18 protein-coding genes are annotated in these 16,864 nt (G+C 43.8%); 12 read left to right on the top strand and 6 right to left on the bottom strand.

Features of this window, described 5'->3' with window-relative positions; all coding sequences use genetic code 11:
• Nucleotides 1-23: 23 nt before the first annotated feature.
• Entirely contained in the window at nucleotides 24-662 is a 639-nt protein-coding gene (locus tag ACT89M_RS12725) for a hypothetical protein (protein WP_487345263.1), read from the bottom strand.
• Nucleotides 663-909: 247 nt separating this feature from the next.
• Here ACT89M_RS12725 and ACT89M_RS12730 point away from each other — a divergent pair, with 247 nt between their 5' ends.
• The 12 genes from ACT89M_RS12730 to ACT89M_RS12785 all read left to right on the top strand — a co-directional run bounded on the left by ACT89M_RS12730 (nucleotide 910) and on the right by ACT89M_RS12785 (nucleotide 13,579).
• Complete coding sequence (locus tag ACT89M_RS12730; protein WP_487345264.1) at nucleotides 910-1,530, top strand: flavin reductase family protein; 621 nt, start codon at nucleotides 910-912, stop codon at nucleotides 1,528-1,530.
• Between the two features lie 181 nt (nucleotides 1,531-1,711).
• Nucleotides 1,712-3,865, top strand: coding sequence for an MMPL family transporter (locus tag ACT89M_RS12735; RefSeq protein ID WP_487345265.1), 2,154 nt, complete (start codon nucleotides 1,712-1,714; stop codon nucleotides 3,863-3,865).
• Nucleotides 3,866-4,248: 383 nt separating this feature from the next.
• Nucleotides 4,249-4,434: a hypothetical protein gene (locus ACT89M_RS12740; protein WP_123063757.1), complete on the top strand. Its 186-nt coding sequence runs from the start codon at nucleotides 4,249-4,251 to the stop codon at nucleotides 4,432-4,434.
• Nucleotides 4,435-4,492: 58 nt separating this feature from the next.
• Entirely contained in the window at nucleotides 4,493-4,678 is a 186-nt protein-coding gene (locus tag ACT89M_RS12745; protein ID WP_154958784.1) for a hypothetical protein, read from the top strand.
• A gap of 90 nt (nucleotides 4,679-4,768) precedes the next feature.
• Nucleotides 4,769-6,244 carry a radical SAM protein gene (locus ACT89M_RS12750; protein WP_154958783.1) on the top strand — a complete coding sequence of 492 codons (1,476 nt, stop codon included), beginning with the start codon at nucleotides 4,769-4,771 and terminating at the stop codon, nucleotides 6,242-6,244.
• A 45-nt stretch (nucleotides 6,245-6,289) separates the two neighbouring features.
• Nucleotides 6,290-7,534, top strand: coding sequence for a radical SAM protein (locus ACT89M_RS12755; RefSeq protein ID WP_487345266.1), 1,245 nt, complete (start codon nucleotides 6,290-6,292; stop codon nucleotides 7,532-7,534).
• Entirely contained in the window at nucleotides 7,531-7,692 is a 162-nt protein-coding gene (locus ACT89M_RS12760) for a hypothetical protein (RefSeq protein WP_186811692.1), read from the top strand. Before ACT89M_RS12755 ends, ACT89M_RS12760 begins: the two co-directional genes overlap by 4 nt.
• Nucleotides 7,692-9,380: an ABC transporter ATP-binding protein gene (locus ACT89M_RS12765; protein WP_336122545.1), complete on the top strand. Its 1,689-nt coding sequence runs from the start codon at nucleotides 7,692-7,694 to the stop codon at nucleotides 9,378-9,380. The genes ACT89M_RS12760 and ACT89M_RS12765 overlap by 1 nt, the downstream gene beginning before the upstream one ends.
• A gap of 33 nt (nucleotides 9,381-9,413) precedes the next feature.
• Nucleotides 9,414-10,334 (top strand): ABC transporter ATP-binding protein, encoded by a 921-nt coding sequence (locus ACT89M_RS12770; RefSeq protein ID WP_308721906.1) that lies wholly within the window; start codon nucleotides 9,414-9,416, stop codon nucleotides 10,332-10,334.
• Nucleotides 10,335-10,373: 39 nt separating this feature from the next.
• Nucleotides 10,374-11,126, top strand: coding sequence for a hypothetical protein (locus tag ACT89M_RS12775; RefSeq protein ID WP_154958779.1), 753 nt, complete (start codon nucleotides 10,374-10,376; stop codon nucleotides 11,124-11,126).
• 172 nt (nucleotides 11,127-11,298) lie between these two features.
• Entirely contained in the window at nucleotides 11,299-12,318 is a 1,020-nt protein-coding gene (locus ACT89M_RS12780) for an alpha/beta hydrolase family protein (protein ID WP_308721905.1), read from the top strand.
• 88 nt (nucleotides 12,319-12,406) lie between these two features.
• Nucleotides 12,407-13,579 carry a rhamnogalacturonan acetylesterase gene (locus ACT89M_RS12785; RefSeq protein WP_373323185.1) on the top strand — a complete coding sequence of 391 codons (1,173 nt, stop codon included), beginning with the start codon at nucleotides 12,407-12,409 and terminating at the stop codon, nucleotides 13,577-13,579.
• A gap of 332 nt (nucleotides 13,580-13,911) precedes the next feature.
• Here the strand turns inward: ACT89M_RS12785 and mnhG are convergent, their stop codons facing one another.
• The 5 genes from mnhG to ACT89M_RS12810 are packed head-to-tail and all read right to left on the bottom strand — an operon-like array spanning nucleotide 13,912 to nucleotide 16,864.
• Nucleotides 13,912-14,304: a monovalent cation/H(+) antiporter subunit G gene (gene mnhG, locus ACT89M_RS12790; RefSeq protein WP_090920613.1), complete on the bottom strand. Its 393-nt coding sequence runs from the start codon at nucleotides 14,302-14,304 to the stop codon at nucleotides 13,912-13,914.
• The gene (locus ACT89M_RS12795) at nucleotides 14,288-14,572 is read right to left on the bottom strand and encodes a Na(+)/H(+) antiporter subunit F1 (RefSeq protein ID WP_090920611.1); all 285 of its coding nucleotides are present in this window, start codon (nucleotides 14,570-14,572) and stop codon (nucleotides 14,288-14,290) included. The genes mnhG and ACT89M_RS12795 overlap by 17 nt, the downstream gene beginning before the upstream one ends.
• Entirely contained in the window at nucleotides 14,572-15,048 is a 477-nt protein-coding gene (locus ACT89M_RS12800; protein WP_090920607.1) for a Na+/H+ antiporter subunit E, read from the bottom strand. Before ACT89M_RS12800 ends, ACT89M_RS12795 begins: the two co-directional genes overlap by 1 nt.
• 6 nt (nucleotides 15,049-15,054) lie before the next feature.
• Entirely contained in the window at nucleotides 15,055-16,533 is a 1,479-nt protein-coding gene (locus ACT89M_RS12805) for a Na+/H+ antiporter subunit D (RefSeq protein WP_487345267.1), read from the bottom strand.
• Entirely contained in the window at nucleotides 16,526-16,864 is a 339-nt protein-coding gene (locus ACT89M_RS12810; protein ID WP_090920602.1) for a Na(+)/H(+) antiporter subunit C, read from the bottom strand. Before ACT89M_RS12810 ends, ACT89M_RS12805 begins: the two co-directional genes overlap by 8 nt.

Consider the following 16,864-nt stretch of genomic DNA (forward strand, 5'->3'; position numbering starts at 1 on the left):
GGCCGTTTTAGTCTGTCTGCCAATTAACAAAGGGCGAACAAAATTTGGGTGTTGAGCAGAATTCCTGGTGTCTGGTATGGATAGAAATAGCCGACAACAAAGCCAAACAGATTAATAGCAGGCCACATTAAATACACATCATTATACGTAAACACGAGCGACCAACGGTTATAACAGAAGTTAGGGAGTACACGCTGCTCCTGATCCCGTGGGGCGGCCGCACCTGTTTGGGCAAATTGAACGGCTTGTGTCAAGCTTTGCGGTTGCTGCTGGAGGAAGAGTGGCAGTAGTCCAGGACTGCTTTTGATAAGGTTATACAAAAATAACATCTCGGCAGGCGGCTGACCGACCGGGCGAGGATAGGCGCTTAGCAGGGAAGGGAGATTCCCCTGAGCTAGCTGTGGGGGTACACCTGGAGCAGGGCCCGGACCAGGACCCGGTATGCCGCCAGGGAAATAGGGACCCGGAGGGGTTCCTGCACCAGGAATGAAAGGAGGATAGGAGCCCGGGCTTCCGGGAATGCCTGGCGGAGTTTGCCCTCCAGGGAGACTACCTCCACCCGGGAAGAGTGGAGGGAATTGAATGGAACGATCTTCGCCGTAACTTGTATAACGACCTTCATAATAACCTACATAAGGAGAATAAACATGGTTCATATTCAAGAACATCCTTCCTGTCATTTTATTCTGAAAACAGTCTATGATGGTATTCGCCTAGATGTGATTGTTAACAAGTGTGTATTTCTAAACATGAGCAATGAAAATGGGACACTCATGATGGCCATTAGGTCTATACAAGTATTTTTTTGTTTTTATGGACGGTATGCATATATAATAACGAAGGAGAAAGTCGAAGCTAAAAAAGCTGAGGATCAGCCTCATGCATGCAAGTAAGAAAGGGGACTTACATATGTATTCACTAAATCCGGAAGAACTCACGGCTAAAGATAATTATAAATTAATGAGCGGTTCAATCGTACCGCGTCCGATTGCCTTTGTAACTACGCTCTCAGATCATGATGGAATCATTAATGCAGCGCCATTTAGCTTTTTCAATATCGTGAGCTCTGATCCACCACTGTTATCCATCTCGGTTGGACGTAAAAATGGTGTAATGAAGGATACGGCACGCAATGTGCTCGCCCATAATGAACTGGTTGTGCACATTTGTGACGAAGACATGATTGAAGACGTGAATGAAACTGCGGCTTTACTGGAGCCACATGAAAGTGAATTAGAACGGACTCATCTGACAACGGTACCCAGTTCCATGGTCGCTGTACCCGGAATTCAGGAAGCCTTGATCCGGATGGAGTGCAAGCTGTATCAACATATTCCAATCTCGAATGATGCAGGCGTGCCTGTAAGTGACCTGCTTCTGGTGCGTATCGTGCATTATCATTTTAGCGAAAAGGTCTATCTTGCGGATAAAGGTTATATCTTGATGGATCAATTAAAACCGGTCAGCCGTCTGGCAGGGAATGATTATGCCAAACTGGGTGATCGATTCACTGTCGTTCGGCCTGAATAATTGGATGTAAATTAAAACAGTGAGGACGGACAGCCCCATGTAGCATATACATGAGGCTATTTGTCCTTGTTTCATTAGGAACATAATCATGTTTGTTCATGAATAGACTTGTACTACACAAAGCATATCTTATGGTGCTAACCATAATTAGAATCCAATTTATATGCAGAGGAGCTTGGGGATGGGATATCGAAGCTTGGCTGCTCTCATTAGTCGGTATCCGTGGTTTATTATCATCTGCTGGGTGTTTATCATCGGGATGTCGGTCGCCTGGGCATGGAAGTTGCCTGACATGGTTCAAGATCACGGGTTGAAACTGGCTGGGGGACAAGCCCAAGCCGTAGAACAGATATTGGACCAGGAATTTGACTCTCCGCCTGATCCGGTCGTATTACTTTTTAATAAACATCCCAATACTTCTGAGATATCCTTCAAGACGTGGATTCAAGAACAGCTAGCCGCAGTCCGCACCTTGCCAGCGATATCCTCAGTGATTTCCCCTTTTGATGTAAACACACAGGGTAGAATGTTACGTGATAATCAGGCTTACGCTCTGGTGCACATGGACATCGCACCTCACCGAATAAAGCATCCACTAGCTCAATTACGCGAGCTTCTTGAAGAGGACAAGCAAGTCCATCTGCCTGGAACTGTTCAACTTACAGGGAAAACAGTTGTGCAACAGGATGTAAATCAACTAAGTTTTCAGGATTTAGAACGAGCAGAGATCGTGGGGATACCGATTGCATTAATCGTTCTTTGCTTTGCATTCAGAGGACTGTATGCGGCATGTATTGCTGTCATGATGGGGATCAGTGCAGTGATTATGGCAATGGGCATAACGTCTCTACTGGGTCAATACCTTGAGCTGTCCAATTTTATTATTAACGTTATTCCAATGGTGGGTATGGCGCTCAGCATTGATTTTGCACTTATTATTTTGAGCAGATACAGGGAGGAATTAAAGCATCGTTACGCAAGCAGAGGCAAGTTCAATAGTGAGCGCAACAGCATCAACCAACGCGAAATTTTGGAACGGACATTGTGCACAGCTGGTCGAGCGGTTCTGTTCTCAGCGGCATGTGTATTCCTGGGTTTGCTGGGTCTTCTCTGGATCAGGCTACCTATGTTTCTCAGTGTATCGCTTGGGGCTACCATTGTTCTGGTGCTGTCCTTATTGTTAAATGTAACATTGTTGCCAGCCATTCTTTCAATAAGTGCAAACAGAGTATTTGCTCAGATAAAGCCCACAGCCAGCAGTTCTGGAGAACGAATAAAAGATGACACGCTTGAACGAAACTTCTGGCACCGCTGGTCAGCGATGGTCATGAAACGTCCTGTATGGATGGGGCTTGCAGGTACTACGCTGCTGCTATGTTGTGTATTTCCCTTTACACGGATGGATTTGTCCGTTCCCGATGCTTCCTCCTTACCTGCCAGAATGGAGTCCCGTCAAGCATCGGAGCAGATCGAGCAAAATTTCGGTCAGAAGCATATTACTCTGGTCGATATGATCATCGGGAAAAAGGATGAGCCGTTAACAGACTCTCACTGGAGGGTGGCCAAACACAAAGTAACCAGGTTTCAACAGGATGAAAGAGTGGTGAGTATTCACTCTCAAGGGGGGATTTCGGATTCTTTTATTCGCTTAACGGTCGGTGTATACGGCGAAGCGGGTTCAGATGAGATGAAAGAATGGCTGCGACAGACAAGAGCAGAGGATGTAACAGCTGGGCCGGAAGGCATTCCGATTCGTTATGGCGGCGAAGCAGTTTATGAAGATGAAATAATGCATGAAATTGCGCAACAGTTACCCAAAGTACTTGTATTTGTCGTGGTAAGCAATTATCTGGTGTTGCTACTCGCATTCCGTTCACTACTAATACCACTAAAAGCGATTCTGATGAACCTACTTAGTCTGGCCGCATCCTTTGGCATACTTGTATGGGTCTTTAACGAGGGGCATATGGGAATGGAAGTATCATCAATCGCCATTATGATTCCGGTATTCATTGCTGGCCTTGTGTTCGGTATATCGATGGACTATGGCGTCTTCATGTTAAGCCGTATTCAGGAAGTATACAGACAAACAGGAGACAGTGACACAGCGGTTCAACAAGGCTTGGCTTCAACAGGTCGTTTAATTACGTCTGCAGCAGGTATTTTACTGGCGGTAACGGTTCCTTTTGCTTTTGCCGAGATTGAAGGGGTAAGACAGTTAGGGATTGGCATAACAGCAGCTGTATTCATCGATGTGACGCTAATCCGTCTTGTGCTTGTTCCGTCCTTGATGAAACTGATGGGGAGATGGAACTGGTGGCTACCTGGCCAGTAACCATACAAGCAGTGAAAGTACAAGAAGATGATGGAGAGGCACACAAACTTGTTTGAATCCTAGAAAAACGTATGTGAGGATACTCCGGGCCTGAATGCAGGTATGGAGTATCCTTTTTTTTGTTGGAATGCTCTATTTTCAGGGGGAATGGCTAGGTTAAACCTGAATTTTTATTCGGATGAAATGGTTTCCTGAAAAAACTTGTCAAATTTAGGGTGGGAGTGACTTATATTATATAACTTACGCGAAAAATATTCTAATATTTGGTTGTATTAAATATTTATTCAATAATATAACTGATTTTATGCAAAAAAGGGGGCTGTGGCCGGTTTTTGAAGGGTGCATTAATTATTCCAAATACAATTTATAAGGAGGAAAAAAACATGGATCAACAAATTGGTACAAACAGTTGGTTGTGCAGTGTTACTTGCTTCGGAGGTTGTTTAGTGGGGTGTGCAGCAGGATGTGCAGTGGATGGACCGGTCCCAATCTCTGATGTAATTGGTGCAACGGCTGTTAATGCAACAGCAACAACGGTATCAACTGGAGCTACTAAATCAGCATTATAATCGGGATATTTAAAATAAGAAATTAATAAATTCAATCGAATTTGAGGAGGAAGTAAACATGGATCAACAAATTGGTACAAATGGTTGGCTTTGCAGCGTAACTTGTTTTGGTGGCTGTTTAGTAGGCTGTGCCGCAGGGTGTGCAGTGGACGGTCCGGTACCGATCTCCGATGTCATCGGTGCAACCGCTGTCAATGCGACAGCGACAACCATTACTTCGAGTAAGACAAGCTCTGCACTTTAAGTTCTGAGCTGCCGAGTGGGACATTCCGGACAAAACGTGCGGAATGTCCTCTTTCATCCTTTTTTATTCCAAGTTAAGGTGGGCTGGATCATGAATAATATAGGTGTATTTGAAACCAAGCAGGGAAGCAAGTACATTTTTGACGGGGCAACTAATATGGTTCTTTCGGTCAGCGAAGAGCTAGCCCAAACCATTGAAGGTCACGATAAGCTGAACAGAGAGCTTATATATGACCAAGCCGATTTACCGCTGAGACAGCTAATGAAGAAATGGGATCTGTTCAAGCTTCATGAGGTGGAATTAAACCAAGATATGATTTTAGATGAGCTTAGAACCTATCCTTATCCGCAGATGATCCTCGGGCTGACAGAGAATTGTAATTTGAGGTGTAAGTACTGTATTTTCTCCGGGAATTACGAAGAGATGAGGACACATACGTTTAAACGAATGGAGAAAGAAACTGCGTTGAAAAGCGTGCAAAAGTATATAGATTACATTAACGAATGGAAGGAGTACGCCCCAGACAAGCAGCCTGTTATTTCATTTTACGGTGGTGAGCCTCTCCTCCGATTTGACCTCATACAAGAAGTTGTCGCATATGTGAAGCAGACTGGTTTCAAGACCATGTTCTCTATGACAACAAACGGAACTTTACTGACAGATCATATTATTGAATTTTTAGTCACACATAATGTAATGATCTCTGTGAGTTTGGACGGTTCGAAGGAAATGCATGATAAAAATAGAGTTTTTGCCAATGAACGCGGAACATTTGATGTCGTATATGGAAATATCCGTAAATTGCTTGCGGAGATCAAGAGGCAGGGGAAGGAGCAGATCCTGCCCATGATGATTCTTAGCTGTTATGAAAATGAAACGGATATGGTTGCTATGAACGAATTTTTTGTACAGGAAAAGCATCTCCTAAAATCAATGGGGGGGCGACTATCCAAAATTTTGGACACTGAATTGGGTGAGCGTGGTGCTGTCCATGAGAGTATGTCTGTGCTTCTCGACGAGTATCTTCAGGAGATTACTACCCCGAAGAGCGGAGAGCCCGTTCCAGAGCTATTCTTCAAAGAAAGACTTTTTGGTTCCAGTCTGAAAGTCAGTCATAACCGTAACATTAATCCGTATGGAAGAAACTATTCTTCAATCCTCGGTAACGCCTGTATCCCGGGAAGCCGTATGTTCGTAGACGTGGACGGAACCTTTCATATGTGTGAGAAGATAAGTTATCAGTTTCCGATCGGGAACTGCGAAGAGGGTTTGGATATTAAGGCGATTAGTGAGATCGTGGAAAAGTGGAGTGAAAAATTTACAGCGCAATGTAAAGAATGCCCCTATCAATCCATTTGTGGACTCTGTTATGCAAGCTGTGCTTCAGGAGATAACTTCGACATAAAAGGTATTTGCACCACACGAAGAACCGATATCGAGAGACAGTTGTCTATTTTATACAGCACTCTGGAGCAGAATCCAGACGCGATGCGTGATTTTTCAGCACACAAAGACAGTATTGATCGTAAGTATGATTCTTTTCGTTTCATAATGGACAAATGCTAAGATCGTTTTTAGTAGAAGAGGAACATCCAATTGGAGGTGTCTGATATGTTTTTCAAAACGGGTTCCCATTGTTACATTGTACAGGGAGAACTTCAAGCCTCAGTATATGATTTGAGCGAAAATAACATGTTAACGATATCATCAGCAGATGCACTAATGCTGCTTGAATTGAATAGAGGAGTACCTGTCGAACAAGTAGATAACATAAATTACATTTTGCTCTCTCAGCTTATAGATAAAGGTATGGGAAGTTATTATCCTCACAATGCTTATATTGAAAAGGTACGTTTTGGTCTTCCGCCATCCATTAGAGATTTTGCCAAGAATAGAGTAAGAATATCGAATCTATATCTCAACATTAACGATGAGTGTAATTTACAGTGCAGTTTTTGCAATACAGATGACCGAGTGAATCGGATGACCGGGTGCAAGCGTTATAGCGGATTAAGTCAAGATAACCTAATGGGCGAAAATGACTATCATGAAGTACTACAGCAGAGCTATAAATTGGGGTGTCGATCATTGCATATCATTGGCGGAGAGCCGCTGCTGCAGTGGGAGCTGCTTTCTATAATTCTAGCTGAGGCACGGCAATTGGGTTACAGTAATATCTTTATTTATACAAACTTATGGGATGTAGGACAAGTTCATTGGGAAGAGTTATCTTGTGCCAGCTTGGTGATCAATGCTTCCTCCCATAATCAGAATCTGACCAATCGAATGATAAAAAACAGCCCCGACTTCTCAATTTTTTATGAAAATATGAATAAATTGAAAAAAAAAGGAATTTCCTTCTATTTTAATGTAGTATTGAATAAAATGAACTATATGTTTCGAGAGGAGATGGTAGCTTACTATAAGCTCTTTAATCCTTTGGGTATGCAGTTCAGCTTTATTCATGAACTCGGAGATGACACGGTGTATAATGAGCTTTTATTTAGCGACAAGAGCGCTCAGAGCTGTTTTACCGATCTTAGTTTTTTTCATAACGTCGACTTTCATCCTTGTTTAAATGGCAAGTTGTCTGTATTTCGAAACGGCGATGTAACGGTTTGCCCAATGATGAGAAATGAAAAAATTGGCAATGTGCTTAAAGACTCTTTCAAACAGATTGCTGATAAACGAGATTATCAAGAGTATTGGACGTATACGCTGGATAAAGTAGATTCTTGCCAAAGTTGCAGTTCTCGATATGCATGTTCGGATTGCCGGGCTATTGAGAGTAGTGCAGGCGGAGCATTATCCTCCAAGGTATATTGTAAACAGGCTTTAAAGGAGAGCTTGGTATGAACAATATAATTATGGTTTTAAGTATTGTTGCTATAGGTATACTAACCGTTTTCCTCAATAAAAAGGTCAAAAACAAAAGCAGGATGAGCATGATTCTGGCCATCGTTTTTGTCCTGTATATTGCGACATTTATGATTATAGGCATGTTCAAAAATTAATGATGAAAAAATTGTTTAGCAACCTTATGTACCTTAGGCCGTATCTTGAGGGCAGCAGGTTGCTTCTGGTCCTGTCTTTTGGAGCTTTGGTCATGGTATCTCTAATTGCCATGCCAATCCCCCTCATGACAGGAAATGTTATTGACAATCTTTCTTCGCCGGAAGGCACAGTGAGTTTTTTATATCAACAGGTCATTATCATCATATGTTTACATCTAATAAGATACGTTCTCTCTCTCATCGGTAAATACTATCTTGTGAAAGCAGGAACACGTGCTTCCAACGAGCTCCGAATGAAAATGATCGGACATACGGTAGATATGCCTATGGAGTTTATTGACCAACATGATAAAGGTTATTTGATGTCCAGGATTTCAGAGAGTGGAAGCGTGGGTAGTCTTTTTTCCCCATCTGTCATTACCATTCTCATCGGGGTATTGGATGGTCTAATCTCTGTGGTTCTTCTTTTCCGAATTCATTGGAAGCTGGCGCTGATTGTTCTGGCAATTATTCCTGTATATGTTGTTATTACTGTTTGGTACAGTCGACGGATGAGTGCTAGTACAAGAAAAGTGAGTGAAAGCTCAGCTGAAATGGCCGGAGTTGTGTTTGAAACCCTTAATGGACTAGAGGAAATTAAGGTTCAGGGGGCGAAACAACGTTACATATCACGGATTTATAAAAAAACAGATCATGTTATTACTGCTATTCTGAAACAAAACCGAAATATTAACGGTTATATGGAAAGTTCTGCACTTATCAGTTCATTGTCCGGGGCTATTGTTTTACTGTTCTCTGGGATCATGATTTTAGGAAAAACACTAACTTTAGGCGACTATGTATCCTTCACCGGTTACTTCGCAAAAGTTTTGGGAAATGTCCAAGCTATGGCTTCTTTCGGAGTAACTATAAATCCCATAATGGTTAGTATTGATAGAGTAAGGGAGTATATGGATAATAAGGATGAGGAGTTTGATAGAAGCGAGGTTCTTGTGGAACCTATTCATTTCGTTGACATTCACAATGTCTCCTATTCTTATGTTTCCGGAAACAAACAGCGACCTGTGCTGGAGCATATCAATATTAACCTGTATAAGGGCGATATCGTTATTCTGAATGGAGCCAATGGTTCGGGCAAAACCACCTTTGTTAAACTGCTTCTAGGTCTTTACCCTGTGAATGAGGGAACGATCCTTTACAACGGCATGAATATATCATGTCTCAAGTTATCTGATTTGCGCAGAAGAGTTTCCTACATATCACAAAAGACCTATTTGTTCCAAGGGACTATACTGGACAATATTCTCCCGAATGGTCGTCAAGAACAACTTCATTATTTGAGAGAATTGCTGGAGAAGTACGAGCTTCAACATTTTATCTCTAATTTTCCAGATGCGCTGGGTACGGAAATTGCCCATGGAGGAGCTAATCTATCGGGTGGGCAAAGACAGATGATTGCTTTTTTGAGAACAGTGCTGGCGAACAAAGAAGTGGTGATTCTGGACGAACCTACAGCTAACATGGATGCAGTCATGAAGAACAGTGTACTTCGAATGATCGAGAACGAATCCTTTTATAAAATTCTAGTTATCATCTCCCATGATCCGGATTTTTTCTATTTAGGCAGAAAAATAAATTTAGGAGAGTCATCCAGAGAGATGGTGGAGAGCAGCTATACATCAAACTAAAACCTTCGTTTTCATAATTAGAGGGGGAAAATCATGGTATCACAGGTCATTCAAACACGTGGATTAAATTTGAGTCTGCAAGGGAACCAAGTACTCCATAATATAGACATTACTACGTATTCCGGGCAAATCTGCGCGTTCATTGGGGAAAACGGGGCGGGGAAGACGTCAACGATTCGCTGTATTACGGGACTATACCCGCCAACGGCAGGGGGCTGTACGATGTTTGGCGAGCCGGCATATAACATGAGCCAGAAGAATAGAAACCGGTTTGGTATCGTTTTTGACGAGGGTGGGTTGTACGGTGAAATGTCTGCCTGGGAGAATGTCCTTTTTTTTGCACGTCTCCGAGGAATGGATAAGGATAAGATTAACGAACGCTTTAATAGACTTGTACAACATTTTGAGTTGAAGACTGCGTTAAAAGTTTCGCGTTTTTCCAAAGGCATGAAGCAAAAGCTTATGATAATACGTGAATTAGTGCACGAACCTGAACTGTTGATTCTGGATGAGCCCTTCAACGGACTTGATCCGGATTCCAAAATTTTTCTAAGAGATAAACTCAGTGAAGTCTGTTCTAGGCAGGGGACCTCGATCCTTATCAGTTCCCATGATTTGTTTGATTTAGAGAAAATCGCTGATCAGGTTGTTATGATTCATCAAGGCCGAATTGTGGCAAATCAGGCGCTTGAGGAAATAACCGGGATTACGGAGCGGTACATCGTAACTTGCAATAGTCCTCACCAGGTAGCAAGCATTCTTCAGGATATTGAGGGAATTACAGTCGTGAATCATGATGAGCACTCAGTGACATTTACAGTTGAATCAGAGGTTATTAAACAACCGTTACAAATTCTATTGAAGCACAACGTTGAAATTCAGGAATTTTATAAGGAGAAAAGTTCTTTGGAGGACTTTTACAGAACAACTAAACAAGCGGCTGTACAAAATTAAAGTGATAAGTAATCTGTCTGATTAAAGGAGAGGCTAAACTTGCTGCCGTTATTAAGAAAAGATGTACAAATCCTTAATTGGAAAAGGTCAATGACCATGCAGGTATTGATGTTTGGTATTTTCTTTGTGTTTACGATCGGTCAACTGGGGGAACTGGAAGCAAGTCTGGGATTAACCATAGATGGTCTTGTCCCGCTGCTGCACAAGTTAAATGAGACAAGCGAACATCGTGCCATGTTTACAAATTCATTGATTGCTGTAGGTTTCCTGTCATCTGCATTGGTGTTTGCTCTGTATGTTGGCATTCCTCACGTTCTCCAGTTCTTCACGAAAGAAAAGGCCGAAAAGAACTTGAGTTTTCTGCTTGCAGTAGTTTCAAAGCCTGGTAAAATCATGCTTGCTGTCTGGTTATTTGCCCTAATTCGTGTTGTAGCTATGGCTATTATTAATGGTGCGCTCATCTGGGTTATATTTACTTTATTAGGATTTAGATCTGTATGGTCGGCTAGTATGATTACTTCTTCTCTGACTATTATTTTGTGTATTGCTGCATTTTTGTATATTGCCAATGCCATAGTATGGGCTACCAATGGAAGTGAAACCGTACTGAAGATTTTCAGAATATTAATTCTAGTGGGCATTGTCGCAGCATTTCCAGCGGTTAACTATCTTCGGATGGATTTCAGCTTTCTGGATTTTCGCTATGCGGCTTACAGTGGAATGATTTGTATTATTGCAGTGATTCTATCCCAATTTCTAATGAAATTATTTAAGGTTGAAAAAGTTGTATAATGGACTGATACTGTCTGAATTTTAAAATGAATTCTCATCTGATCAAGAGTGGGAATTCATTTTTTGTTCATAAGAGATTCCTTATTTTTACTTTTAGTTCTATAATGGAAAAAACAAAGAAATAACAAGTTATCCATTGAACAGCACCTACAAACAGGAGGGACATAAGCAAATGCAGGATATTGATAAATACCTGTACGAACAAACCAATCTTCAAGGGCGCTCCGTTTATCACGAGGATTTGGATTTTACAGCATGGCGTAGTACATTGCGAGAGAGAGTGCAGGAGCGACTTGGTGGATTACCGGAGGTGGTTGCCGATTTAAAGCCCGTAGTGATTGAACGAACTTTTTGTGATGGCTACATCCGGGAGCGGATTGAGATCACAACGTATGAGGGATTACGGATGCCCATTTATCTTTTAACCCCCAATAATGTAAGCGCTACCGATATGAAGAGGCCTGCTATTGTTGCTTGTCATGGACACGGCTATGGGAGCCGGGAGATTTGCGGAATGGAGCCGGATGGTTCGCCACGGGCAGGGGAGCCTGGATTACACAAAGATTTTGCCGTTGCGCTTGTGAAGCGTGGGTACGTTGTGGCTGCTCCAGAACTGCTTGGGTTTGGAGACAGAAGACTGGATGAGGATCGAGAGGCGCCGCCAGGCGCAAGTTCCTGTACGAAGATCGCCGCACATCTGCTTATGGTGGGTAAAACGCTCGCAGGACATCGGGTCTATGAAACAACACGTGTGTTGGATTATTTATCCACTCGACCTGAAGTTGATTCAGAGCGGATCGGAAGCATGGGCATCTCCGGTGGGGGGCTGGTTACAGCCTTTACAGCAGCATTGGACGAACGATGCAAAGTGGTCGTGGTCAGTGGTTACGCAAGTACGTTTCATGGCAGCATTCTGGATCGCAATCATTGCCTCGACAACTACATTCCGGGGATTCTACAGGAAGCAGAGCTGCCGGATATCATCGGTCTGATTGCTCCGCGGCCTCTATTTCTGGAGATCGGAAGTGAAGATCTTGTATTTCCGCTACATTCGGCACGAGAGGCTCACGAACGGTTGAAAATGATTTATGAGCATGCTGGTGCAGGACAAGTACTGGATGCCGATTATTTCGACGGTGGACATGAGATAAGCGGTGCAAAAGCTTATGATTGGCTTGAACAGGTATTGTAACCGTAGTGGTAACCGTAATTTTTCATCATGATCTGGAATGTGATGGGTACAAAACCGTATCATTCGAATTCGAGAGGAGCGTTATATGATGAAATGGACAACTTCTTTACGAATCATGTTATGTACTGTACTTGCTACGAGTCTGATCGCGGTTGGGTTTGGGAGTGACAGAGCAGAGGTGGCCGAGGCTGCATCGGATCATTACAAATTCGATTTTGGCGCAGGAGCAGTGGCGAACGGATATACTGGAGTGTCTGCCTCAACGGCCTATACAGCTGCAAGGGGGTATGGTTTCAACACTCCGGCTAATATGAAAAATGTTTCCGCATCCGGTAGTGGTGTTGCAAGTGATGCCGTTCAATTTCTGAAATTTGGTACGAAAAGTGATAATACGTTCAATGTTGACCTGCCGAATGGTCTGTATGAGGTCAAAGTGACTCTGGGTAACACCGCCAGAGCTAGTGTGGCAGCCGAAGGGGTCTATCAGATCATGAATATGACGGGCAACGGTGCAACCGATCAATTCCAGATTCCAGTGACAGACGGACAGTTGAATCTGCTGGTAACGGAAGGGAAGGCGGGTACTGCTTTTACGTTAAGTGCCCTTGAAATTCGGAAACTTTCCAACCAGCCTGTCACGAATCGCACGATCTATATTGGTGGAGATTCAACGGTGTGCAACTATTATCCGCTTGGTAGCAGCGTACAGGGGGGCTGGGGGCAGTTGCTTCCTACCTATGTAAACAATACAACTTTCCAGGTTCGTAACATGGCCACAAGCGGGCAGATTGCCAGAGGGTTCCGTGATGATGGTCAGATGGAAGCGATTCTGAAGTATATCAAACCGGGTGACTATTTTATTCTACAGCTCGGAATTAATGATACAAACGCCAAGAACAATACAACTGAGGCCCAGTTCAAAGAAATTATGCGCGATATGGTTCGTCAGGCGAAAAACAAAGGCGCAACCGTTATTCTCTCGACACCTCAAGGGCGGGCAACAGACTTTAATTCGGCCAATGTGCATCAAGCCGAGAACCGTTGGTATAACGCGTCTACGCGTGCACTGGCACAGGAAGAGGGAGTAACACTCGTGGATCTGAACAAGCTCAGCTCGGCATACTTCACTTCCATTGGGCCGGCAGCTACGCTTGCTCTGTACATGAATGGCGATAGCTTGCATCCGAATCGGCAAGGGGCATCACAGCTTGCTCGAATCGTGGCTGCAGATCTGAAACGCCAAGGCTTAAACGGTTTCTGATAAAATAGTGACTTTATAAATACACTCACTCTGTATCGAAGTATGCGCACCATATCAGATTGTATAAGAAATCCCCGAAGGAAAGCCGCTTAAGAGCGATGCATCCTTCGGGGATTTGTTTGTATTAATTTTCGCCACTATATAAGTTGAATTATTTTTTACACTTTAACGGAGAGGACAGAAAAAACCTGAAGAAGCGCTAAGCGTTCGCCTTTATCACCGGATTTTTCCCTTTGGAAAAGGGAATCCAAAAAATCCGGGGATAACAGCGATCGGAAGGTTATTCTGTCATCGGAGTGTTCCGTGTAAACTATTCATTAAATTTATATAAGCTACTCCATCATATCCTTTGCTTCGTGGTTCATCTTTTTCCCTTTTAACAACGGTTCAAGTTCGTCTTGTACACTTTGCTCCCAGAGAGGTACATCGGTGCGGTAGGCCGCACGGCCGTTCAGGTGCCCCGCAACAGGTGCAGTGATGAAAACAAACAAAATACCGAGTAGCAAGCGAGCACTGATATAGTTGTCAAAATACCAAAAGAAGAAAAATGCACCGCTCAGCACACAAAACACGCCTAGTGTCATGCTTTTGGTGGCAGCGTGGGCTCTCAAATATACATCAGGCAGACGAAGGAGTCCGAAGGCACTAAGTGCACTAAGGAGGGCCCCAAGTAACACCAGTAGCCCAATTCCCGTTTCAGCAGTGCTACTAACGATCTCCTTCATTTTTAAACACCGCCCCTCGTTCAATATAACGTGCAAATGCGACTGTGCTTAGAAAAGCCAGAATGCCGATCAGCAAAATGATGTCCAGATAAGCCTGTGTCTTCAGCATCATGGAGAGTACAGCTACGATGGCAATGACATTGATACCGATCGTATCAAGAGCTGTAATTCGGTCAGCCATGGACGGGCCGCGAAGAACACGATACAAACAGGCCAGAATCGCTAGAGATAGAATGAGCAGTGAGATAAACAGTAGTGAGGATAACATTAACGTGTCACCTCCATGATTGCTTTTTCAAACGTATTCTGAATATCGTTTCGCAGTTTCTCTTCATCTTTGATATCCAGTGCATGGATGAAAAGCTTACGCTGATTCCCCGAAATTTCCAGCGGCAGTGAACCTGGCGTCAATGAGATCAGCAGACACAGCAGTGTCACTTCCCAATCCGAAGATAACTGTGTGCGATAGGTGAAAATGCCTGGTCGAATGTCTAGCCGTGGTTTGATAATCTCTCGAATGACCTCAATGCTTGCTCGAACGAGTTCTTTGAACAGCAATCCGATCAATTTGAAGATAGCCCACACTCGAACGATGTAGAAGCGCTGCGGGAAGAAACGTCGCATGCCTCCGATGAGGAGCAATCCAAGCATATATCCAATGAGAAAACCAACGCCATTCCAGGCATTATTCAAAAACATCCAGACAAAGGCAATGATAAGATTGAGTACAATTTGAAAGGCCATAGACATCTACTCCTTCAATACGGCATCAATATAAATGTTGGGATGCAGCAGAATATCACCTGCGCGAGACGTGAGCTGAAACATACCTTCAGCCCCCAGACCCATGACGATGATAAAAGCAAACAGAATTCCGGCAGGAATCAGCAGTCCGCTCACTGCATAGGGACGTCTTGCCATGCCTGCAGGAGGCTCACCCCAGAACGCCTGAATGAAAATGCGGAGTACCGAATACAGCATGAGTAGACTAGAGAGAACGGCAACACCAGTTAAACCGTATAATCCGGCTTCGAAGCCGCCCTCAAACAGCATCAATTTTCCCGGGAATCCACTGAACGGAGGCAGACCCGCAAGCGCAAGCGCACTGATGAAAAACATCCATCCCAGCACGGGATAACGTTGGATTAGTCCACCCATGTTATCAAGCCTGGAAGTTCCCGCAACAGCAATGAGAGCACCGCCGAGCAGGAAAAGCAGTGTTTTGATCAACATGTCATGCAGCATATAGAACAGTAATCCTTCCAGAGCACTACGGCTGGCAGCAGCCATACCAAACGCGACGAAACCTACGCCAGCGACGACATTATAGATCAAAATTTTGTTCACATCACGGTAGGAGATCGCTCCAATCACACCCAAAATCATTGTGGCACCCGCCATCCAGCCGATCAAAGCATTAAAGAAGTCTGGATCATGATAGAAAATCAACGTAAATGTCCGCACAATGGCATACAGGCCAACCTTGGTGAGCAAACCGGCGAATAACGCGGTAACGACGGCGGGCGGAGCTGCATAAGAGCCGGACAACCAGAAGAACAGGAACAAGCCCGCCTTAATGCTGAATACGATCAAGAAAAGAACTGCAATCAGTGTGACTACTCCGCTCTGTCCCACTTCAGCAATGCGTACCGACAAATCAGCCATATTCAGCGTACCCGTGATGGAATACAGAAAGCCGATCGAAGCGACAAATAAGGCAGAAGACACGATATTGATCAGTACATATTTAATCGTTTCACGTAGCTGTCTTTCCGTGCCTCCGAGTACAATGAGAGCGTAAGAAGAGATCAGCATCAATTCAAAGCTGACAAACAAATTGAACAGATCCCCGGTTAGAAACGATGCGTTCACGCCCGCAATCAAAAAATGAAAGAACGGATAGAAGTGATGTTGCTCCCGCTCCTTGTTGATGCTTCGAAAAGCATAGAGCAGGCAAGCCAGTGCAATGATGGAAGCAGCAACAACCAGCAACGCTGCGACCATATCGGCAACAAGTACGATTCCATAAGGTGCTTTCCAGCCACCCATATTGAGTGTCAATACGCCAGATTGGGCAACACGTGTGATGAGTATGGTTGAGACCGTTGCAGTGGCTAACAGACCAATCACGCTAAAGAAACGTTGTATATTGATTTTACGGAAGAACAACAGAGTGATCACGCCCGTGACCAGTGGAAGCAGGATAGGCAGAACCACAAGATTATTCATATGGACGCCCCCTTACTTCTTCCATGTCATCCGTTCTCAGCTTCAGATAAGAACGGTAAGAAAGGACAAAAAAGAAGGCTGTCAGACCAAAATTGATGACAATGGACGTTAAAATCAACGCCTGAGGGAGCGGATCAACGTATTTCTCCGCCATTTCTCCCAGTAGTGGAGGAGCCCCCGTCTTGAGACGTGACATCGTAATTAACAACAGGTGCACTCCATGTGTCAGAATCGACATGCCTAGTACGATACGGAGCAGGCTCCGTGACAAGATTAGAAAGACGGCAACCGCAAACAAAATGCCTACGGCCACACACATCAAAATTTCCAT

It is taken from the genome of Paenibacillus sp. NN59, assembly GCF_057597225.1.